Here is a 21833-nt window from a genome sequence, read left to right as displayed (position 1 = left end):
TGGAATAGAGAGTATATGATGGACGAAATAGGGATAGTGATAATCGACCGGGACGAGGACATGCGGTTCACCTTGCGTGGCCTCCTTCGGGACGTTCCGGGAGCCTCGGTAAAGGCCGAAAGCGGAGACCTGCGGATCGGCGTGAATCTTGTGCGCCAGTACAGGCCACACATTGTGCTGCTCGAAGTGAGCACCCCTCCGGAGGAGTTTCTCTCAGCGGCAGCAAAGATTGTCGAGGTTTGTCCGCAGTCGGCAGTCTTCGCCATCTGTTCGGAGACCAAACCCGAGATCATTTTGAGAGCCATGCGCTCGGGTGTGCAGGAATTCCTGAGAAGGCCTCCCGACCAGGACGAGCTGGTAGCGTCCGTGCGGAAGGTCATGCGGAGGCTGCAGGCCGTAGGTACCATCGCGGGTGAGATCGTCACCATCTTCAGCAACAAGGGCGGGCTTGGCACGACGATGATTTCCGCCAATCTTGCCGTATTTCTTGCACAAGACATGAAGAAGTCCTGTGCCATCGTGGACCTGGACCTTCAATTCGGCGACGTAGCGATGTTTCTCAACGTACAGCCCAATTACACGATCGCAGACGTAACTCGCAGTTACGAGAAACTGGATCAGACGCTTCTGAAGGCTCACATGACGCAGCACCCGTCCGGTGTGTACGTGATGGCCGAACCGCACCAGGCCGAAGAGGCAGAGACGATTACAGCCGAGCAGGTCGGCCAGGTGCTTCGCCTCATGAGGTCGATGTTCGAGTTCGTGATTGTCGACACGGCGCACGCCTTCGACGAGAGAAGTGTGGAGGCTTTGGATCTGTCGGATTCCATCTTTATGGTTTCCGCGCTCGAACTCCCGGCGATCAGGAACACCAAACGGTGCATCGAGATTTTCCAGAGATTGGGCTACGGACAGGACAAGGTTAAACTGGTGCTCAACAGGTTCATCGTGAATAAATCCAATGCGGCGGAGAAATTCGAGAGGGGTTTTGAGTATCCGATTTTCTGGCGAATTCCGAACGACTACGGAAGCGTCAGTAACTCAATCAATACGGGTGTGCCCCTTCTTGAGTCAGCGCCTCAGTCGCCAGTGACGCAGAATCTTCGCGAGCTGGCAGCGACTCTCAGTGGAGGCAGCGCTGAACGAGGGTCTGATGAAGTTGCTCCCAAGAAAGGTGGGCTCGCTAGACTCTTGAGGAGGTAGACGATGGCTCTTTTTGAAAGACTAAGATCCCAGGAAGCGGCAAAGGTAAGGGGGGACAGGTTCAGTTGGAATGTGCATGAACCTCCTGTGGCGAGGGATGCATACCAGGAGTTCAAGTCGCGTGTGCATCACAAGTTGATTGAGAAGCTTGACCTCTCCAACATAGAGACCCTCTCTCGCGATCAGTTGCACGGCCAGGTGAAACTGTTGCTCGAAGAGATGGTGAAGAGCGAGACTCTTCCCTTGAGCCGAGCGGACCGCGAGAGACTCGTGGAAGAAGTCGTACACGAGACGCTCGGGCTGGGTCCCATAGAGCCGCTCCTGGCGGACCCGACCGTGTCCGACATTCTGGTGAACGGGTCCGACCAGGTCTACATCGAGAGGTTCGGCAAGCTCGAACTGACGACGGTGAGATTCAAGGACGACGCCCACGTAAGACAGATAATAGATAGAATCGTGGCGGCGGTCGGCCGGAGGGTGGACGAGTCCTCACCCATGGTTGACGCCAGGTTGCCCGACGGCTCGCGTGTGAACGCAATCATTCCTCCGCTCGCGATCGACGGCCCCGTACTGTCCATCAGACGATTCGGGGCAAATCCCTTGACGGCGAACGATTTTCTGAGTTTTGAGTCGATCACCGGGGGCATGCTTGAGCTTCTTAAGGGTGCGGTGAAAGCCAGACTGAACTTGCTCATCTCTGGAGGCACGGGCGCGGGGAAGACGACGCTTCTCAACATTCTCTCGTCCTACATCCCTGAAGAGGAGCGCATCGTGACGATAGAGGATGCCGCCGAACTACAGCTTCAGCAGGAACACGTAGTGAGACTTGAAACCAGGCCGCCCAACATCGAAGGCAGGGGTAAGGTAAATCAGAGAGACCTGGTCCGCAATGCTCTGCGAATGCGCCCGGACAGGATCATCGTTGGTGAAGTTAGAGGCGACGAGGCACTCGACATGCTCCAGGCCATGAACACGGGGCACGACGGCTCGCTGACCACTGTCCACGCCAACAGCCCGCGTGACTCGCTGAGCAGATTGGAGACCATGGTGTTGATGGCCGGACTGGAGCTTCCGGAGAAGGCCATTCGCGAACAGATATCTTCTGCACTGGACGTGGTGGTTCAGATCTCGAGATTGAGTGACGGAAGACGAAAGGTTACGAACGTCTCTGAGATCGTCGGCATGGAAGGCAGCGTCGTGACGATGCAGGACATCTTCGTATTCGAGCGCATGGGCGTGGCGGAGGACGGGACCGTGCTCGGCAGGTTCAAGCCGACGGGAATCAGGCCCAAGTTCGCCGAGAGACTCTTCCTTTCCGGCGTCCATCTTCCTCCGGGCATTTTTGACGACGTATGATTAGGGAAAGGAGAAGCGTTTGCTGGCTCTAGCATTTGTTTCGATTTTCTTAGCGATAGTATTCGCCATAATCGCCGTCTTTCTCAGCTGGCAGACCTCGCGTGAGAGCAAGGTCGGAAGGCTCAAGAGACGCTTGAGCGCCATCGTCAGGCAAAGTCCCGTGGCGACGATCTCTCCAAGTATTCTGAGGGACGAGCTACTGAGTCAGATACCTGCGTTAAACAGGTGGCTTTCCAGGGTTGCCATCGCCCGCAGGCTGGACAAACTCCTGAAGCAGGCAGATTCACCGATGAGAGTGGGCGAGCTGCTTCTCTTCACCCTGATCTTTGCCGCAGTAGGGTTCGCCTTGGCGAATTGGATCGGACGCTCGCCGATTTCGGGACTTGTGGGGGCCCTTCTTGCGGGATCTCTTCCGATCGTAAACGTCGTGAGGAGAAAACGGAGAAGGGTGAAGCTTTTTGTGGAGCAGTTCCCCGACGCCATGGACCTGATGACGAGCGCATTGAGAGCAGGTCACGCGTTTACCGGCGCAATCCAGATGGTGGGCGAGGAAATGCCGGATCCCGTCGGCATCGAGTTCAAGGACACCTTCGACGAACAAAACCTCGGACTGAGTTTCAAAGAGGCCCTGTTGAACCTGACGGAGAGGATAGACAGCCTTGACCTGAGGTTCTTTGCCATAGCCATGATTATCCAGAGGGAGACCGGTGGCAACGTCGCTGAGATACTCGAGAAGATCAGCTACACCGTGAGGGAAAGGTTCAAGATTCTGGGGCAACTTCGCGCCCTAACGGCCGAAGCCAGACTCTCCGGGATCGTTCTTGCGCTGTTGCCGGTTTGCGTGGGGTTGATACTTCTCTTGGTGAATCCTTCGTACATCATGTTTCTATTTCGTGATCACGTGGGCCACTACATGCTGGGTATCGGATTAGGTCTGCAAGCCATTGGCTACGTGTGGATCAGACGGATAGTGAACTTAGAGGTATGACGATGTTGGGTTCCATTCAGATGATAGCGCTGCTCGTGTTCGCCAGCCTCAGCCTCTGTGCGGGAGTTCTTCTCTACTTCGCGTTGAAGCCTCCCGAAGCGCTGGAGAAGAGGTTGGGAGCGCTGAGTGACACGGACGGACGGCGTGGGCCGAAACGTGTCGGGTTCACGGCTAAAGCGAGATATGTGTCGAGTAGCGCCCTGGATTCGCTGAAGGGCGTAGTTGGGGGGCTTGCCCCCACGAGGGGGCGCAAGGCGGAGCCGAGACTAAAGAAGCTGCTCACGTATGCGGGTTATCGTAGGGAGAACGCTCTCAGAATATATCACGGAGCCAAGATCTTCGTTGCAATGGTGCTCTTCGCGTTCTCGATTCCCCTCGGTGTCTGGTTGGGGCAATCGCCCGGAGGGATTCTCCTCATTGGGTTACTTGCCGCGATTGCGGGTTATCTGATACCGGATTACTGGTTGAACTATTCCGCCAGACGTCGCCAGAAGGAGATAGTGCGTAACCTTCCGGATGCCCTCGACCTCATGGTGGTTTGCGTGGAGGCAGGTCTGGGTCTCGATGCTTCACTGGCGAGAGTGGCGAACGAAATGCGTGCGGCCAGCCCTGCCCTTAGCTCCGAACTGCTGCTCGTTACGCAGGAAACGAAAGCGGGTAAGCCGCGCGCGGAAGCTCTTCGTGGCTTGACGGCCAGGACGGGCGTGGAGGATTTGAGCTCTTTGGTCGCCATGCTGGTGCAGACGGACAAACTCGGCACCAGCGTTGCCCAGGCGCTGCGTGTGCACTCGGATTCCGTGCGGACGAGAAGAAGGCAGAGAGCAGAGGAGGCCGCGGCCAAGACCACCGTGAAGCTGGTCTTCCCGCTGGTCCTGTGCATTTTTCCGGCATTGCTTGCCGTCATACTGGGTCCGGCGGTGGTGACCATTATCCGGGCCATTCAGCAGATCACAGGAAAGGGTTAGACTAGTTCTTTGGGCGAAAAGAAGGAGGAAGGTCACACATGCGAAACGTGTTCATTGCTGTCGCACTGACGGTCCTGGCTACCTTGTTGATTGATGGGTCGGCTCTCGGCGTCGAGACCTATCGGCAGTACTTTCTGAGATCCGACGTCGAGCCCTGTGTCTACGTGACAAACGAGGTTTTCTTTCTGAAGCCGTGGGGAAGCAACGCCCCATCGACGAGTTACGTAGACGTCTGCACGTTCTTCGGCGAAAAGTATTCCGGCAGGCTCGTGAAGATCTCCGACTACGAGATTGCGCTTTCACTGGGATACGTGGTGAAGAGGACCGGGCAGAGAGTTGAGAAGCAACTCGTGATTCCGAAACAAGATGTCTTGATCGCCAAGATATACTGGTAGACGGCAGGCGCCCGTGCGGCGTTCGCGCACGGGTTTCCGGTCTTGACTCAGCGCGCACCGTGATCTTGTAGTCAGAAGGGGATTGCATGCACTCCACAAATGGAAGGAATGGGAAGCGAAAAATAAAATGCCTGATCGAAACCTGGATTCGATTCGGCGACTTCCTGAAGACAAGCCTTGGCAAGGAGGGCGTGCAGAAGGCGCAAGAAGAGGGATTCCTGCGACTGAAGGCGAAGATCGCCCATCTTCTGCCGGTTCTCACGGTGGTGGAGAGAGGTGGCGCCAGCGATCCCGAGGCACTGGCAGCCGTGCGCGACATCACGGAGATGCTCAATTCGTTCACGACCCTCGCTACGCCTGAGGCTCTGACGAGGGAGGAAACGGAGGAGATAATCGCGCGGTGGCATAGTATCTTTATCTTCTTGAACAAACTTGAGGGTGCCCTCAAGGAACGCCGCTACGGGCTGATGCTGGGCCACGAAGAAACGCGGCATGAAGAGGATTCCGTGATCGGCGTTTTTGGCAGTTGGTTCGTGCGTTTTGCGATAGGTTTGGTGATTGTGCTGGCATGCGGGGCACTCATCGGAGGCCTGCTGGGGATCACTCTGGATGAGGCCGTAGTAGCGATGAAAAAGGGTGTGAGCGTCGTCCTCGGACGGGAGCCGGTCGCCGAAAGCGGCATCGGAACCCAGGCAGGGGCTGCCCTGGGGGCTACGGCGGGGGTGACGGACTCAACTACAGGGGCAGTCACGAAGAAGAGCGCCGGGACGGCCGTTACGTCACACGGGTACGCGAGAACGCAATTTGCTGATCGAGGCGGAATTCCCACTGCTCTGAGGCCCCTGGTGCGGGAGTACGGAAAGCACCTCACGATGATAGTCTTCGCCATTTTCCTTGCCGGGCTCGTCTTCCTGTTCTTTCTTAGGGTGAAGTAAAGCCCGGTTGCGGGCGCGTGGGTTGTGGAGGGGTGTAGCGGCACGGATTTTGCTCTATCGCTAGAGCACGAAGAGGGGTACTGGGTGTGTGGGGAAGGTTGGTGAACCCCGCGTTCAGGTCAATGGGGCGTAGAGTGAAAGGTCGTTGTCTCGGAGGGAAGTAGAAGGTATGGGTTTTTCTCTGCTTCGGAGCAGGAGAGGGGCTGCGGTGGTTGAATTCGCCCTCGTACTCCCGCTTCTTATGTTGTTGGTAGTGGGTATCCTGGAGTTCGGGAGGGTGTTAAACACCTACCTCGTCGTTCTCAACGGGGCCAGGGAGGGAGCGCGCTATGCGGCTGTGGGGGTGAGCGCGTCGGAAGTGATCCAGAAGGTGAAAAACGCTTGTCCGAGCTGCAGTGCAAGCCTCTTGGTGGTGCAAGTGACGGGCGCCTCTGGACTGCGAGGGGATCCTGTGACCGTCCGGGTGACCTATCCTGTGGAGATTGTCACTCCCATGTTTGAACGCTTCTTTTCGAACGATCCCTTCCCCGTTAGCGCAGAGGCCGTGATGAGGTTGGAGTAGGGCGCATCGAGACAGGCGGCCCATTCCCCTTGGTACGAACGCGGGGCTTGATCTTCGATTCGATGCGGAGGAATGCAATGTTGAGAGAAGCGTTGTCTAGAATTCGAAGGACGTTACATTGGCGGGGCCAAAGAGGGGCAGTCATTGTTCTGGTTGCGGCCTTGATGGTTGTGCTTGTAGGTGCTGTTGCGCTCGTCGTCGATGTAGGCATGGTAATGGCGTACAGGGCGCAGCTTCAGAAGGCCACTGACGCTTCGGCGTTGGCCGCCGCTCAGGACTTGCCGAACACCTCTGACGCGACTGACACCTTCAACGATTACATGGCTCGGAATCTCCCCGAGGCGGAAGCGGTGACCGCCCCCGAGGTCACCCTCACCTTTCTCGGGAACCCGGTCGGTACCATGAAGGTGGAGAGCACCCAGGAGGTATCGCTGTGGTTCGCGCGAGTGTTGGGCAAGCAGTCCACGACCATCCGGGCAGTGTCTGCTGCACAGAGAGTGGGTGCAGACCTCATGCTGGTCCTGGACCGCTCCGGCAGTATGTGCAATGACCATCCCGGTCAGCCCTGTCCGTATTGCCCGTCGGAATGTGCCTGGGAGCCGATGACCAGCGTAAAAAACGCCGGCGTCTATCTGGTCAACCAGTTAGCAGACGAAACCATGATGGGTGTGGTTTCTTACAACACGTACCTGAGCTGTGACGTGCGGCTCAAGTATCTGAAGAACGAGGCGGCCGCCGTCGTAGCAGGCATACAGAGGCTCGAGCCGGGAAGAGGAACAAGCATATATACCGACATAGGAGGCGGGATGCGCATGGCAACGGACTCGCTGGCGACCAGCGGACGTCCGAATCCCAAGATTGTCGTGCTGATAACCGACGGCCTGGCGAACGTTATAAAGGGTAGATATTACGACAGACTCAGTCCTTGTGTCTTTGATTCTAGACCACTGAACTGGGTGGTAACGCAAGCCAACTATGCGAAGGAGAAACACGTTATCGTCTACGCAGTCGTTTTCGGCGAGGACAAAGACCCGCGGTGTCCTTCCGGCCAGCTGATATACCACATCGGCGAGCCCCTCATGAAGCAGGTCGTCCAGATTACCGGTGGCGTGTACTTCCGCGCTGTGACCACCGACGACTTGTATCCCATCTTTCACGAGATCGCAGGCTACGACTTCGTGCGTCTTATCCCGGCCCCGTGATGCTCGGGCCGAGCCACCTGCCTTCGCACCATCCGAGCGCTCGCCCGCCCGCACTGTGAGGGCCCGGTTCTGCCGGCCACGGTCCACTCCCTGTTGTGACAACTGCTTGCACCCCTCAATCTCCTAGGTGTACCCCAGGATTTTTCCCTTGACTTTTCCCCCAGAGCGGCTAAGTTTCAGCCAGTATGACTACTGAATACAAGATGACGCACAGAATCCCCGTGATTGTTGTGCACTCCGTCATATTGGGTGTTTTGCTGTTCACCGGATCCTGTCTAGGGAGCGGCATGGCGATTTCCTCCAGCCCGAACGGAAGTGCGGTGGAGTTCGTCGGCCCGATCCGGATTTCCGGTGTCACTGCGTTTGAGCTCCCGATGCAGCTCGGCGGTCATTTTCGAGTCAAGATTGAGAAGTCCGGATTCGAGACGAGGGTGGGATGGGTGGACATCGGACCGCAGAGGCCGGGCGTGTCGCCTAAGGTAAGGGCCGGCGCCAACGGGGCCGAAGTCGTCACTACGCTGGCGGGACTTGCCGGGCCTTCCAAGTTTGTAAGAGGTGAGACGCAGAAGGGAATCATACTTAGCATAACCCAGGGGATTGCGGTGCTTGGGGCAGCGAGGGAGGAATGGCGGGCCGAGAGGTACAGGGAGAAGTACCAAGAGTTTGATAGCAAGTACAAGTCCGCTCGGAACGAGGAGGAGGCCGCGGTATATCACACGAAGCTCTCGCGGAACTACGAGTTCGCCAAGAATGCGAGATTCGCCAGGAACGGCTACTTGATGGCAGCCGCCGTGCCCGCTGTCTACGGATTCCTGGAGAATGTTCTTCTTGATCGTGGGAGCGGGGTGGTGGGCGCGGGTGCGAACGGTCTGTCGTTTCGTCTGAAGCCCGTGAGCATGTCATCCTCTGTGCTCAGGGGAACGCTTTTTCCTGGAATGGGGCACATTTACGCAGGGCACAAATCCGCGGGCACGTTTTGGAGCGCTTCAGTCGTGTCCGCGGCCGGCGCTGCGCTGATTGCCCAGCAGTACTACAGGGACTGTCAGGTTCGGTACTCCGAGGCTCTTCACAAGTACGAGACGGCGAGCACCGAGGAAGCGGTTTTGATGGCGAGGCAGGAAGTCGAGGATAAGTTCGACACTTTGGACGGCGCATCGCTGGCGAAACGTACGCTGAGAGGTCTCACTTTGGGCCTCTGGGCCTTGAGCATCCTGGACGCCGCGCGCGCCTCCACGATTGCCCCTGAGGAGAGCGGCTCCGTTCCGGGGAAGTCCCTTTCCATGGACGTGTCCGGAACTTCCGGGGGAGTTTACGTGGCTGTGAGAGTTCCCATAGGATAGAACGGGGAGGAAGGAGCTTGACAGTGAGAGGAACACTTGTCGGTTTGATGGCAGCGCTTCTGCTGATTGTGGTGAGTTCTTGCGAGAAGGGGCTCGAAGCCCCTCGTTTCGAGAACCCCCTCGACCCAGGCTACGATGGGCCAGAACTGCCTGTCGCGCCGGTCATATCATCGTGTTCTGTCGGCAACCGGCTCGTTGTTCTCTCGTGGACCCTTTCTGACACCACCGGCGTAGGCTCCTATCATGTGTACAGAGCCTCGGGAAGTTTCCAGGACTATTCCCTGGTGTCCTCGACGGAAGAGAACACCTGGCGCGACGAGACTGTTTCCAATGGTGTGACCTACCGATACAGGGTCTGCGCCGTGACAAGGGACGCGAGAGAGGGAAGACGATCTGACCCCATCGAATGTACTCCTGCTCCTTTCTCGGTGACGATCGAGAACGGCAAGCGATATGTGAGTTCAAGAAACGTGTCCTTGGGGTTCTCGGCTGCTTCGGGCACGCGGTCGGTCATGGTGTCCAACAGCTCTCTCTTTTCTGAGGCGAGTTGGCAACCTTACCTGTCGCCGTTGAGCTGGCAGTTGGAGACGGGAGACGGCCAGAAGATCGTCTGGGCCAAGTTTCTGGACGAGTTCGGCCTCGAGTCCGTGCCTGTTGCAGACTCAGTTGTGCTGGACACGAGGGCATTCATTAGCTCGCTGAATTGGTCCCCGACCGACAGCGTGTTGTCGCCGGGAGCCATCATCCACATAAGACTGGACGGGGGCGAGACGGGTGGAAGAGCGTGGGTGGAGATCGGGAGCGTGATAGACACAATCGCGCTTTTCGACGACGGTACGCACGGCGATGACGCGCCGGACGATGGGATTTACGAGGCAGTGTACGCGCTTCCGCCGAACCTGGAGTTCTACAAGGAGGTCGTCCTTGGACAGTTCAGCGATGAGGCCGGCAACTCGGCTCCCGCGTTGGTTGCCCCAAGATTGATGACGGTGGCATCGGCGCCGGCGGCTGTTGTGATAGTGAGTGGGAACGTGAGGACCGTCGCGCCGGCGACGTTCGTTGAGTTGACATGGACGCAGAACAACGACGCGGATTTTGCTTCGTACCGGGTTTACCGGGATCCTACCTCGGTGACGCTTTCTTCGCTCATGTTGGGAGCGATTTCGGGTAGAAGCGAAACCTACTTTGCCGACAGCACGGTGGTTTCGGGTCGCCAATACAGGTACAAAGTTTACGTTGTGGACGAGCTTGGTCTGACAACCGGGAGCAACGAGAAAAGCGTATCAGTGCCCTGACTGGCCCGTTTCATCGGATCGAGCCAGTTCTCAGCGTAGGCCGGTGGATGACAAGGCAACTGAATGTGTCCGGGACGTGCTTGAGCTCTTTCCGGGTCCTCAGTTCGCGCCGCAATCTGCAATGCTAGTCGCAAACTGCAATCTTGATTTCGCTGCTCGCCGCACTCAAATCGCACTGAGATGCGCTCTGCTGCGCGGTAGGCACACTAATCGAGTACGGCATAGTACTTGCAATTGTAGTCCACGGTGTGGTGGGTTTGTTTGATATGAATGTATTCAATCCAGGTGCCCTTTCGTGGAATAGGGGACAGAGAATGGAAGAAGAGGTCGGCGCGAGATCGGTGGAGGACGGGAGCAGCCAGCATTCGCTGGAGCTACCCGGCGAGCTAGGTTCTCCGCTTTCGCTCAACACGGCCTTGCTGAAACGTGCGCTGGATCTCGCGGTATCCGGAGCAGGGCTGATTTGTGTTTTTCCGCTTCTTCTCATCATAGCGCTTCTCGTAAAGCTGGCCTCGCCTGGCCCCGTGTTCTACACGCAGATGAGGATAGGGCAGGAAAGGCGAGGGTGGAGAAGGAGAAGAGAGGGCCTTCGCGTGAGGAGCGAGCGCAGAAAGGGCGACAGGCGCAACGTTCTGAGCCACGGAAGAGTCTTTCGCATTTACAAGTTTAGAACCATGATCTGCAACGCAGAGGACTTCACCGGTCCGACTTGGTCTACCCCGCAAGATCCCAGAATCACGCGTGTCGGACGGATCCTCAGAGCCCTGCGATTGGACGAACTGCCGCAGTTGTGGAACGTTTTCACGGGTGAAATGAGCCTCGTCGGGCCGCGTCCCGAAAGGCCTCATTTTGTCTACAAATTTGCCGATAAGATACCTGAGTACACCCAAAGGCTCAGGGTGAGGCCTGGGATTACTGGACTCGCACAAGTCTCGACGATGGATACCATTACAGAGGAAGAGATTGACACGAAACTGGTCCTCGACCTCCGGTACGTCAGAGACCTGAGATTCGCTTCGGATCTCAAGATTCTTCTCAAGACCTTCGTGGTGCTTTTGAAGAAAGGAGTCCACCTTAACGGCTGAGCCCTGGCCTGAGTAAGCTCCACAGTGAGGGTATTCAGGTATGATGAGACAGCAAACCCACCAAGAAATAGACTCCGTCCTCAAGAGGGTGGATGAAGTCCGCTCTCTCCTTTCCCTGACTCCGCATGAGTATTCATCTCTCGACGACCAGTCTCTCCTGGCGCGACTTTGCCTCGAACTCGCCGAGACTCTGGAGAGTACGCACCGGAAGCTGATAGAGACGAACACGAAATTGTCCGTGCTCGGCGAAATGGCAGAGGGCATGCTGTCAGCCGTGAGGCCGGAGGAAGCGATAACGACGATCTGTTCGTACATGCTCAGAGTACTTGAGATGCAAGAGGTCGGTCTCTGGTTCACGAGTCGTGAGCTGGGGACGTTCCAAGGAACGTGGAGCAGACTTGGCGAGGGTGGGGTCGATAGTATTGAGCACAGTTTCTGCCCGGCCGCGCTCAGAGGCACTGCAAGATCCGCTCTGTGGCACCTGCAGAGCACTCTTGTCGGCGCGGAAGAGCTGAAGACGCAGTTGCACCTTCCGCTGTCAGGAGAGGGAGGCGCAATCGCCCTCGTGCCGCTGGTCTCTTCCAGACAATGGCTACCCTGCAAGGAAGTGAAAAGATGCATCAGGCAGGATTGCAGGGCTTACTTCGGCAAATCAGGGTTTTGCTGGGAGGCACCGTCCACTCTCTGCCTTCACGAGAAGGGTTTCGATCTGTCTAGAAGGGAAGAGTTTTGCTTCAGATGCGACGTGTTTCCCCTTCTCGGTCTGCTGGCCGTCGCGAAGGAGACTTCGGGACAACTTTCGCCGAGCGAGTTGGCCATGCTGGAATCCGTGGCATACAACATCTCAAGAATGCTGGAGAGCAGCAGGCTCTACGGAGATCTCGAGGTTGGAGAGGAACTCCGACAGAGCATCCTTGATTCGATGGGCGAATGCTTGGTGGCGACAGATCTATCGGGGCAGGTCATAGCCTTCAATAGGATGGCGGGCATACTCACAGGTTTCGACGTTGATGAGGTCGTGGGTACGACCCTCGATTTTCTGACTCCTACTGAGTGTCGAGACGAGTCGCCGATGCTCCGAGCCCTGAGGCACGGCATCGAGCAGTCCTGTGTTGAGACGATCGTGATGAGGCGGTCCGGAGGGAGCGTCCCGGTGAAGATGACCACTCGACTCCTCAGGGAAGACGCCGGGAGTGTGAAGGGGGTCATTGCCACCTTCAGCGATCTGAGGCCGGCGAGAAAACTCGAAGAGAGCATGAGACGCCTGGACAGATTGGCGGCCCTCGGGAGATTCGCCTCCAGCGTTGCCCACGAGTTGCGCAATCCACTGACGGGAATCGCTGCCGGCATCCAATACATGGCCAGGCAATTCGGCGAAAGCGGTCCCGACGTGGACAACGTGAGATTTCTTCTGAGGGAGATCGCGCGGCTCGAGAGAATAGTGCAGGATTTGCTGAGAATCACTCATCCGCAAGAGCTCATCCTGAGCGAGATACGCATCGAGGACGTCGTCGAAAGAGCGCTCAAGTCGCTTGGGCCAAGCATTCAGAGTAGAACGGTGAGTCTCGATTTGTCCTTGAGCGGAGAGATTCCCGCAGTCACCGTCGACGTAGACCAGATGCAACAGGTGTTCATCAATCTGATAACGAATGCTTACGAGGCCACCTCCGAAGGTGGCAGCGTTTCCATTGAGATACGCGGCAGCGAAGATGGGGGCGGAGAGCAGTGTTCCTCGTTGGCGGTCACGGTCACAGATTCAGGAGTCGGAATCGACGGCGCGAATTTAGATCACATATTTGAGCCATTCTTCACGACGAAGCCGGCAGGGACCGGCCTCGGGCTCTACATCACACACGACATTGTGAAGCGGCACGGAGGCGAGATAACTGTGCGAAGCGAACCGAGCAAGGGGGCAAGCTTCACCGTGCAATTGCCGATCGTAGCAAACTTGGGTCAAGAGAGAGGGGACAATGCCTGAATCGATTCTCGTGGTTGACGATCAGGAAACGACAAGACATTTCCTGAGCAAGGCTCTTGCCGACGAGGGCTACTCCGTTTCTACCGCGGAGAATGGAGAGGGAGCGCTTGCGCTGATAGTGGGGGAAACTCCCGACCTGGTTCTCTTGGACCTGAAGCTACCGGACATGACGGGACTCGACGTGCTGAAGAAGGTGCGCGAGGGCGGGGACGAGACTTGCGTGATCATAATGACCGCTTACGGCGACGTTGAAGTTGCGGTGTCGGCCATGAGGGCTGGCGCGTGCGATTTCGTCGTGAAGCCCGTGAACCTTGAGCAACTGAGCCTGCTGGTGAAACGTGAACTGGAGAGACACTCTCTGGAGAGAGAGCTGATCCACAGGAGAAGAGTTGCGGGCGAGAAATTCTCGCGAGAGTACGTGATGGGTGAGAGCCGGAGCATAAAGCGCGTCTACGAAATCTCCGTGCAGGTGGCCAAGAGCGACACCACGAGCGTGCTCATCGAGGGTGAAAGCGGTACGGGCAAGGAGTTGGTGGCGCACTACATTCACGAAATGAGCGCGAGATGGGACAAACCCTTTCTCGACATAAACTGCGCGGCAATCCCGACGGAATTGCTCGAGAGCGAACTCTTCGGACACGAAAAGGGCGCGTTCACGGACGCGCGTTACCAGAAGCAGGGACTTCTCGAGGTGGCAAACGGAGGGACGTTGTTTCTGGACGAAGTCGGAGAAATGGGGCTGCCCATTCAGGTCAAGCTCTTGAGAGTGCTCGAGAGGATGACGTTCAAGAGGGTGGGGGGAACCAAGGATCTCACTGTGAGCGTGAGAATAATATCTGCCACGAACAGGGATCTTGATAAGTCGGTAAGGGATGGCAAGTTCAGAGAGGACCTCTACTACAGGCTCAAGGTGCTGCCCATATGCGTTCCGCCTTTGAGGGAGAGAGTTGAAGACATTCTGCCTCTGGCCAAGCACTTCATGAATCACTTTAACCAGATCTTTCACAAGAGCTTTCGGCGCATCTCGCCCGAAGCCGAGAGAACGATCCTCGAGTACGACTGGCCCGGTAACATCAGGCAGTTGAAAAACCTGTTCGAGAGGATTATACTGCTCGAGTCAGGTGAAACAATTGAAGCCAGACATGTCCAGCTCACCGGCGGAAAGCTCGCGGTAGGTGCGCTGACGTCGTTGGATCTGATTCAGGGCATTCTTTCCGGCAGCGAGATACCCAGGGAGGGTCTCCAGTTAGAGCGGCTAGTGGAAGACATAGAGAAGGCGCTCATAGTGAGAGCTTCGGAAGTCTGCGGATGGAATCAAACAAAGGCAGCAGAGCTTCTTGGGATAAAGCGGGACAAGTTGCGCTACAGGATCAAACTGTACGGTCTCAGGGAGGAGGAGCCCGCCCAAGTCGAAAGTCGCTAGGTCTAAAGCTAGCTCTTGCCCATCTTCTAGTGCTTGCTTCACTCGCCCATCTTTCCTGCGGTTACACCGCCTCCGCCAATCTTCCCGGTCACATAAAAACAGTCGCAATTCCTCTCTTCAAGAATGAGACTTTGGAATACGGAATCGAGGAAGAGATCACCAAGGCCGTAATAGAGAAATTTGTGAGCGACAACCGCCTGCGCGTTGTCGGGGAGAAAGAGGCGTCCTCGTTGCTCCTCGGCACCGTGAGGAGTTACAAGAATAGCGTCTTTTCGTATTCGTCCGGCGAGGTGGCGCAGGAGTACGAAGTCACGATCAGGGTTTCTGTCGAGTTTCAGGACGTGTCGAAGGGCAAGATCATATGGAAGGACGACTCGCTCACTAGCAGCGCGCGCTATTTTGCAGTGGACATGGCCGGTCAGAAGGCCCAGACCGAGCAGGAGGGAAGGGCTCCCGCAATTGAGTTTCTCGGGAAAGACATCCTGACCAGGACGGTGGAGGGCTGGTGAGAAGAGCCAGAGGCTACGCCGACTTTCTGAGAGACCTCTCGGGCCGGGAGCTGCCTCACGTGTACTTCTTCTCGGGTACGGAAGCCTTCCTCAAGAGGGAAGCCTTGAGGAAGCTCGTGGAGATGGTTCTTCCTCGCGAGGCAAGGTTACTCAACCATCAGTCTTTTAGCGGAGCGGACTGTTCCTGGGGTGACGTAGAGGTGGCTTGCCTGAGTTCGCCTCTGTTTTCGGAGAAGAGGGTGGTGGCACTGGTGGGCGTTGATGTTATGGGGGAAGCCGACGTATCGGGGTTGTTGGAATACTCCCGCAGACCGTGCAAGAGTACCAGTCTCGTTCTGATGAGCTCGAGCCAGGGCGATGAAGCCCGAAAGAAGGGGGGCGTTTCGATCAATCGTTTGCTGGGCGCTCTCGAGGGGTCGGCAGCGACTTACGCCTTCTGGCAGAACGACAGGGGCGACGCCCATACGTGGGCTGGTGACTGGCTGAAAGGAAACGGAAAGACAATGAAGGAGAGTCTCCTCAGGGAGGTTCTCGATAGCGTGGGGCATTCGTGCTACGAGACGTGGAACATCCTTGAGAAGGCGGGGGCAGTTGCCTGCAACTGCGAGGAGATCACGGCAGAGCACGTTTCCCTGGTCGGCGGCGCCGCGTCCGTCGGGTCCACTAACAGCTTCAGGATGGCGGTGGCGGCCGCAGATAGGGATGCTGCCCACACGCAAGCCGCGAGATGCCTGGATGCCGGTATTCAACCGACCGTGTTGCTGTGGATGCTCAACAGGTCGTTTCGCGACGCTCTCACGGCATCCGGGGGTTCGGGAGTCGAGAGAGTGGCGTGGAGGGACAATGCCGTGGTGGGAGAGTTGGCCCGCAGGTTCAACGAATCAGAAATGTGCCAGGCAATCTCATTTCTTTACGAGACAGAGAGAGGGATCAAGACGGGCGTTCTCGAGCCCGAACTTGCCATAGAGCTTCTGATAAACGAGTTGACAAGATAGGGTTACGTAGGGTATTGTGACTCTTGCGGGTTCACCCAGACGATTCCAGTCCGTCCCGTTGGCAACTCATGGAGGAACAGATGGCAGAAGTCAAGCCGCTGGAAGTGACCGAATCGAATTTCGAAAGTGAAGTACTCAAGTCAATCACTCCGGTCATGGTTGACTTCTGGGCTGAGTGGTGCGGGCCGTGTAGGATGATCGCCGCCTCTGTCGAAGAAATCGCTCAGCAGTACGCCGGCAGAGTAAAGGTCTGCAAGGTCAATGTAGATGAAAATCAATCCCTGGCGTCGAGATACAGCATTAGAAGCATCCCTTCACTCTTGATCTTCAAGGGCGGGATCGTGGCGAACCAAGTGATAGGAGCCGTTCCGAAAGGTGAACTTGAGAAGAGACTCGATGCCGTTCTCAAGGGTTGAAGGTTATTCAAAGGATCGGTTCACGGCACCAGGCTTAAGCTTCTTCCCGCCAAGAGCCCCTAATGTCCACTAACTATGAAATGCTAATCATTGGCGCCGGACCCGCAGGTATGACTGCGGGACTGTACGCGTCCCGAGCCAGAGTCCGTGTTTGCTGCTTCGAGAGGCTCTCTCCCGGAGGCCAGGCGGCGCTCACTGCCAGGGTGGAGAATTACCCGGGAATTGAAGATCCGATTTCGGGAATTGAGCTCTGCCGGCGCATGGAGAAGCAGGCACGCTCCTTCGGGCTCGAGATCGTGAGTCAAGAAGTGGAGAGCGTGTCGTTGGCGGGGGGCGAGATCGTCGTGGAAGGCGGGGTCGGATCGCTGCGGTCGGCGGCTCTGATAGTCGCTTCGGGAGCGAGGTCGGCGGAACTTGGAGTCCCGGGAGAGCGAGAGTTTTTCGGTAAGGGGGTGTCATACTGCGCCACGTGCGACGGCCCTTTGTTCAAGGACCAGGAAGTAGCAGTTTTGGGAGGTGGCGACTCCGCACTTGACGAAGCGCTCTTTCTCACAAGATTTTGCAGGAAAGTGTACCTGGTGCACAGGAGGGATGAGTTCAGAGCGGTCAAGTTGCTCGTGGAGCGTGTCGTGGGCAACGAGAAAATAGAGTTGGTCAAGCATTCGGTGGTGGAGAGGATAGTCGGCTCGGAGGGCGTGGAGGCCGTCGAAGTGAGAGACCTGAATAGCGGCGTAGTGAGACGAATAGCCGTCTCCGGTGTATTTCTTTACGTGGGCCTTTATCCCAACACAGAGTTCCTGCGCGGTGCCGTCAGATGCGACGAGAGAGGCTATGTGGTCACCGACGAGGACATGGGGACGTCGGTCCGAGGTATCTTTGCCGCCGGAGACGTTAGGCGTAAGAGTCTGCGGCAGATATCGACCGCGGTTGGTGACGGTGCGGTGGCTGCGATGTCTGCCGTGAGGTACCTGGAGAATCGAGAGCCCAGGCAAGCCTAGCAAGCGCCTAAAAGAGGAGGGGAGAATTGAAGAATCGTTTGTTTCTGACGATGGTTCTTCTCGCGATTGCCACATCGACCCGGGTTTTCGCCGCTACCGGCGGAATAGACTGGATGTATGATTACTCGACGGGTCTTGAACGCGCGAGAATCGAACGGAAACCGGTGATGATAGACTTCTACACCCTGTGGTGCCACTACTGCAAGGTGCTTGACGCCAAGACGTACACCGACCCAAGCGTCATCGGGTCGGCCAAGGATTTTGTCTGCCTCAAGATCAATGCCGAAAGAGAAAGGCAACTGGCCCGCCAGTTCAGAATCAGCGCCTATCCCATTATTGTTTTTCTTTCGAGAGACGGAATCGAGATAAAGAGAATCTACGGTTACGTGACGGCCGCGGTGCTGGACGCCGCCCTTGACGGCATCCTCAATGACAAGGGAACGCTTGACGCACGCGCCGAGAAACACAAGAAGAACCCCGGTGACGTTGAGATGGGCTACTTGTACGCCGACGAACTGATGGCGAAGGGTCAGTTTAAGGAGGCCACGAAGATACTCGAGAAAATAGTAAGAGACCCAAGTCAAAAGAGGAAGGCCGACGCCACGTTGAATCTTGCGGTTTGTCGTTTCAAGCAAGGCAGCTACGAGTCGGCTGTGAGCGAGTTGGCGAAGTTCTCGAGCCGCTTCAAGAGTAGTGAACGGATTGACGAAGCGCAACTCTTCTACGGTCTTTCCCTCTTGGCCTCGGGTCAAAGGGGAAAGGGCGTCGATGTACTGAAGAGGCTGCAGGAGAGGGCTTCGGCCAAGTGGGTCGGGCAGGAGGCTCTGCGTCAATTAACGCTTGCGCGTGAGGGAAAGGGGTAACCGTGGGGAGAATTGGGCCTCATGAGTAGCTACGACTTTGAAAGAATAGAAGCCAGGTGGCGGCACTACTGGGACGAGATCGGGCTTTTCAAGGCAAAGTTCGACAATTCGAAACAGAAATTCTACTGTTTGGACATGTTTCCATATCCGTCGGGCGAGCTCCATGCGGGTCACGGCAGAAATTACATCCTGGGCGACTCGGTTGCCAGGATGAAGATCATGCAGGGGTACGACGTCCTCAGGCCAATGGGCTGGGACGCGTTCGGACTGCCTGCCGAGAACGCCGCAATCGAGAGGAGCATTCACCCCGCGGACTGGACCCGGACCAACATTAGGGCGATGAAGAGCCAATTCGAGCAGTGGGGCACGGGTTTTGACTGGAGCAGGGAGGTCAGGACGTGCGAACCAGGCTACTACAAGTGGACGCACTGGCTCTTCCTGGAGCTCTACAGGGCGGGGTTGGCTTACAAGGCGGAGGCTGCTGCAAACTGGTGTCCCAAGTGCGGCACGGTGCTGGCCAACGAACAAGTAATTGGCGGCGCGTGCGAACGATGCGAGACTGAGGTCACTCAGAGGAAACTCGCGCAGTGGTTCTTCAAGATCACTGCGTACGCTCAAGAACTTCTTGACGGGCTGGATGAGCTCACCGAATGGCCGGACAAGGTGAAGCTCATGCAGCGCAACTGGATCGGCAGAAGCGAAGGCGTGGACATAGACTTCCCGCTGGAGTCCGGCGGGAAGATAAGCTGCTTCACGACAAGACACGACACGATCTACGGCGCCACATACATGGTTCTTGCTCCCGAGCACGGGCTACTCGACCGGGTGCTGGGTAGCACGCACGACGATGAGCTCAGGAGTTTCGTCGAGAAGGTAAGAGAGCAGAACCTGGCGCGACGATGGGAACCCGCCAAGGAAAAGTTGGGCGTCTTCACCGGACTCTATGCCACGAATCCCATGACCGGGGCAAGAATTCCGATCTGGATCGCGAACTACGTCGTCGTGGAATATGGAACGGGCGCCGTCATGGCCGTTCCGGCTCACGACCAAAGGGATTTTGAGTTCGCACACAAATATGGTCTCGACGTGAAGGAAGTGATCGTACCGAGCGGCAAAGACCGGCCTGAGAAGCTCTCTGAGGCCTACGAAGAGGATGGAATGCTCGTAGAATCCGGGCAGTTCTCTCGGCTTCCGAGCGACGAGGCGCGTGACAGGATAGCCTCGTACATGGAGGACAAGGGGATTGGCCGGAGAGCAGTGCGCTTCAGGCTCAGAGATTGGCTCGTGTCGCGTCAACGATATTGGGGGACGCCCATACCCGTCGTCTATTGCGAGAAATGTTCCGTGGTGCCGGTGCCCGAATCGGACTTGCCGGTGATTCTACCCGAGGACGTGAAGTTCGAGCCGGACGGAAAGTCGCCGCTTTTGAAGAGGAGCGATTTTCTCAAGGCGACGTGCCCCAAGTGCGGCGGACCTGCCCGCAGGGAAACCGACACGCTCGATACTTTCGTAGATTCGAGTTGGTACTATCTGCGCTATCCGACACCCCGGGATGCGACACATCCCTTCAGTCGAGAACTGGTCAACCGCTGGCTGCCCGTGGACCTCTACATCGGCGGGGTCGAGCACGCCATCCTGCACCTCATGTACTCTCGATTCATCACGAAGGCCTTGAGGGACGCAGGGCGACTCGATTTTGGCGAGCCGTTCAGGCGCCTTTTTACGCAGGGCATGATCTGCATGAACGGCGCGAAAATGTCCAAGTCAAAGGGCAACGTCGTGAGCAACGAGGATCTTATTGGACGTTACGGCGCGGATACGGCAAGGCTTTACACTCTCTTCATCGGCCCTCCCGACAGGGACGTGGAATGGACGGAGAGGGGAGTCGAAGGCGCCCACCGGTTCCTGGGGAGGCTATGGAGCCTCGTCATGAACTACTACGCCTCCGAAGGCAAGAGAAAACCCGGCGGTGCCCCCACCCCCGGTTCCGTGGCGCTCAGGCGAAAGGTCCACCAAACCATAAAGAAGGTGTCGCTTGACCTTCAGACGTTCCATCAAAACACGGCCGTAAGTGCTTTAATGGAACTGAGTAATGCCGTAACCGTTTACATTCGAGGCGAAGCCTCCGAGAGGCAGGATGACGTCGTAGACGAGGCCATGCGAGCCCTCGTCGTCCTGCTTTCGCCCATGACTCCTCACATTGCCGAGGAGCTCTGGCTAAAGCTGCCCGCATCAGCCCGCGTTAGGGGCGCAAAACCAGGCGGCTGGCTGGCGCCCGCAGGAGCCGCGCCCGGGAGCGTCTTCCTCCAGCCGTGGCCCGAATGGGACGAGGACGCCTTGACTGAGGAGACCTACCTGCTGGTCGTCCAAGTGAACGGAAAGGTGCGCGCCAGGCTCACGCTGGCCGCGGGGACGCCCAGAGACGAAATCGAGACGGCTGCGAAGCAGGATCCCAAGGTCTCCCAGCACCTGAAGGACAAGGACATAAAGGAAACCTTCCACGTCCAGGGTAAACTACTCAACATAGTGACAAGATGAGTTACCGGGTAAGGTGGCGAGCTACAGGCTGAGTCGAGCTGATCGGATCGTGCTCGGCGCGGGCGGAATGAGGCCGCTAGAAGGCTTTGGACTAGTAGGTTTACATAATAGGTATTATGCGACATAGAAATCGGGCGCCGGGGAAGGGGTTCGAGTCCCAAGCTGGATGCGGTATGAGCAGCGAGGCCTACGCCGCCACCGGGCGGGCACTCCGGCCCGCCCGTGGCTACGTCATGCGTACCCTGTGAGGCGCTTGGCAGTCGTGCAATTTGTTGCTCTGACGGCCGGAATCGTGCGCGCGACGTGGACGGCTGGATCCGGCACGTGCGCAAGAGCCTGCGGCCGCCTAGAACATCGCCTAGAACGGGACCTTGGAGCTGTACTCCCCCACGAAAGGAATTGTCCAGGTCTGACCGGAGATTGCCTTGACGATACCTATGACGACCACCAGTAGGATGGCGATGCCGGTCGCAAACTTGAGAAGGACCACGATCAAGAAGCCGAGAATCGGGATGAGGCCTATGGAGTGCTCTACGATGTAGACCAATATTGAGAGGACGATTTCCACGAAGAAAAGGAGGAATCCCTGTCTGGCGTGATGCATCGCGAAGCCGTTCTCTTTGATAAGGAGCGGCGGTAGAAAACACAGGAACAAGACGTAGGACGCTGCTGCAAGGAGTCGCGCCTCTTTTGGTTCAACTTGTTCTTTCGGTTCAAGTTGTTCGTTCACCTTTTACCTCCGTTGGACAAGTCGGATCAGAGACAAACAAAGACACACGACGGCCAC

20 protein-coding genes are annotated in these 21833 nt (G+C 57.1%); 19 read left to right on the top strand and 1 reads right to left on the bottom strand.

Going from position 1 to position 21833, the window contains the following annotated elements:
• Positions 1 to 15 precede the first annotated feature (15 nt).
• The 19 genes from NTX17_00355 to leuS all read left to right on the top strand — a co-directional run bounded on the left by NTX17_00355 (position 16) and on the right by leuS (position 21046).
• Positions 16 to 1203: an AAA family ATPase gene (locus NTX17_00355; GenBank protein ID MCX5799837.1), complete on the top strand. Its 1188-nt coding sequence runs from the start codon at positions 16 to 18 to the stop codon at positions 1201 to 1203.
• Positions 1204 to 1206: 3 nt separating this feature from the next.
• Positions 1207 to 2559, top strand: coding sequence for a CpaF family protein (locus NTX17_00350; GenBank protein MCX5799836.1), 1353 nt, complete (start codon positions 1207 to 1209; stop codon positions 2557 to 2559).
• A 19-nt stretch (positions 2560 to 2578) separates the two neighbouring features.
• Complete coding sequence (locus tag NTX17_00345) at positions 2579 to 3547, top strand: type II secretion system F family protein (protein ID MCX5799835.1); 969 nt, start codon at positions 2579 to 2581, stop codon at positions 3545 to 3547.
• 2 nt (positions 3548 to 3549) lie between these two features.
• A complete protein-coding gene (locus tag NTX17_00340) occupies positions 3550 to 4512 on the top strand; it encodes a type II secretion system F family protein (protein ID MCX5799834.1) in 963 nt (320 codons plus the stop codon).
• A 38-nt stretch (positions 4513 to 4550) separates the two neighbouring features.
• Positions 4551 to 4907 (top strand): hypothetical protein, encoded by a 357-nt coding sequence (locus tag NTX17_00335; protein MCX5799833.1) that lies wholly within the window; start codon positions 4551 to 4553, stop codon positions 4905 to 4907.
• 86 nt (positions 4908 to 4993) lie between these two features.
• Complete coding sequence (locus tag NTX17_00330; protein ID MCX5799832.1) at positions 4994 to 5842, top strand: hypothetical protein; 849 nt, start codon at positions 4994 to 4996, stop codon at positions 5840 to 5842.
• Positions 5843 to 6011: 169 nt separating this feature from the next.
• A complete protein-coding gene (locus NTX17_00325; protein ID MCX5799831.1) occupies positions 6012 to 6404 on the top strand; it encodes a pilus assembly protein in 393 nt (130 codons plus the stop codon).
• A gap of 92 nt (positions 6405 to 6496) precedes the next feature.
• Positions 6497 to 7606, top strand: a complete 1110-nt coding sequence (locus NTX17_00320; GenBank protein MCX5799830.1) for a VWA domain-containing protein — start codon at positions 6497 to 6499, stop codon at positions 7604 to 7606.
• A gap of 185 nt (positions 7607 to 7791) precedes the next feature.
• Positions 7792 to 8946 (top strand): hypothetical protein, encoded by a 1155-nt coding sequence (locus tag NTX17_00315; GenBank protein ID MCX5799829.1) that lies wholly within the window; start codon positions 7792 to 7794, stop codon positions 8944 to 8946.
• A 23-nt stretch (positions 8947 to 8969) separates the two neighbouring features.
• Entirely contained in the window at positions 8970 to 10241 is a 1272-nt protein-coding gene (locus NTX17_00310; GenBank protein ID MCX5799828.1) for a hypothetical protein, read from the top strand.
• A 314-nt stretch (positions 10242 to 10555) separates the two neighbouring features.
• Entirely contained in the window at positions 10556 to 11326 is a 771-nt protein-coding gene (locus tag NTX17_00305) for a sugar transferase (protein MCX5799827.1), read from the top strand.
• A gap of 40 nt (positions 11327 to 11366) precedes the next feature.
• Positions 11367 to 13304, top strand: a complete 1938-nt coding sequence (locus NTX17_00300) for an ATP-binding protein (protein MCX5799826.1) — start codon at positions 11367 to 11369, stop codon at positions 13302 to 13304.
• On the top strand, positions 13297 to 14727 hold the full coding sequence (locus NTX17_00295; protein ID MCX5799825.1) for a sigma-54 dependent transcriptional regulator: 1431 nt from the start codon (positions 13297 to 13299) through the stop codon (positions 14725 to 14727). The genes NTX17_00300 and NTX17_00295 overlap by 8 nt, the downstream gene beginning before the upstream one ends.
• Before the next feature lie 29 nt (positions 14728 to 14756).
• The gene (locus NTX17_00290) at positions 14757 to 15236 is read left to right on the top strand and encodes an LptE family protein (protein MCX5799824.1); all 480 of its coding nucleotides are present in this window, start codon (positions 14757 to 14759) and stop codon (positions 15234 to 15236) included.
• Entirely contained in the window at positions 15233 to 16231 is a 999-nt protein-coding gene (locus NTX17_00285; GenBank protein MCX5799823.1) for a hypothetical protein, read from the top strand. Before NTX17_00290 ends, NTX17_00285 begins: the two co-directional genes overlap by 4 nt.
• 80 nt (positions 16232 to 16311) lie before the next feature.
• The gene (gene trxA, locus NTX17_00280) at positions 16312 to 16647 is read left to right on the top strand and encodes a thioredoxin (GenBank protein ID MCX5799822.1); all 336 of its coding nucleotides are present in this window, start codon (positions 16312 to 16314) and stop codon (positions 16645 to 16647) included.
• A gap of 62 nt (positions 16648 to 16709) precedes the next feature.
• A complete protein-coding gene (gene trxB, locus NTX17_00275; protein MCX5799821.1) occupies positions 16710 to 17645 on the top strand; it encodes a thioredoxin-disulfide reductase in 936 nt (311 codons plus the stop codon).
• 26 nt (positions 17646 to 17671) lie between these two features.
• Positions 17672 to 18508 carry a thioredoxin family protein gene (locus NTX17_00270; protein ID MCX5799820.1) on the top strand — a complete coding sequence of 279 codons (837 nt, stop codon included), beginning with the start codon at positions 17672 to 17674 and terminating at the stop codon, positions 18506 to 18508.
• A 21-nt stretch (positions 18509 to 18529) separates the two neighbouring features.
• Positions 18530 to 21046, top strand: coding sequence for a leucine--tRNA ligase (gene leuS / locus NTX17_00265; GenBank protein MCX5799819.1), 2517 nt, complete (start codon positions 18530 to 18532; stop codon positions 21044 to 21046).
• 358 nt (positions 21047 to 21404) lie between these two features.
• On the opposite strand, the gene NTX17_00260 is transcribed toward leuS, so the two are convergent.
• Positions 21405 to 21776 carry a hypothetical protein gene (locus tag NTX17_00260; GenBank protein MCX5799818.1) on the bottom strand — a complete coding sequence of 124 codons (372 nt, stop codon included), beginning with the start codon at positions 21774 to 21776 and terminating at the stop codon, positions 21405 to 21407.
• Positions 21777 to 21833: the final 57 nt, after the last annotated feature.

The sequence above is a fragment of the Candidatus Eisenbacteria bacterium genome (genome assembly GCA_026388185.1).
In the GTDB taxonomy this organism is placed as follows: Bacteria; Eisenbacteria; RBG-16-71-46; order JAFGJU01; family JAFGJU01; genus JAPLKG01.
This window is presented reverse-complemented; position numbering and strand designations above follow the sequence as displayed.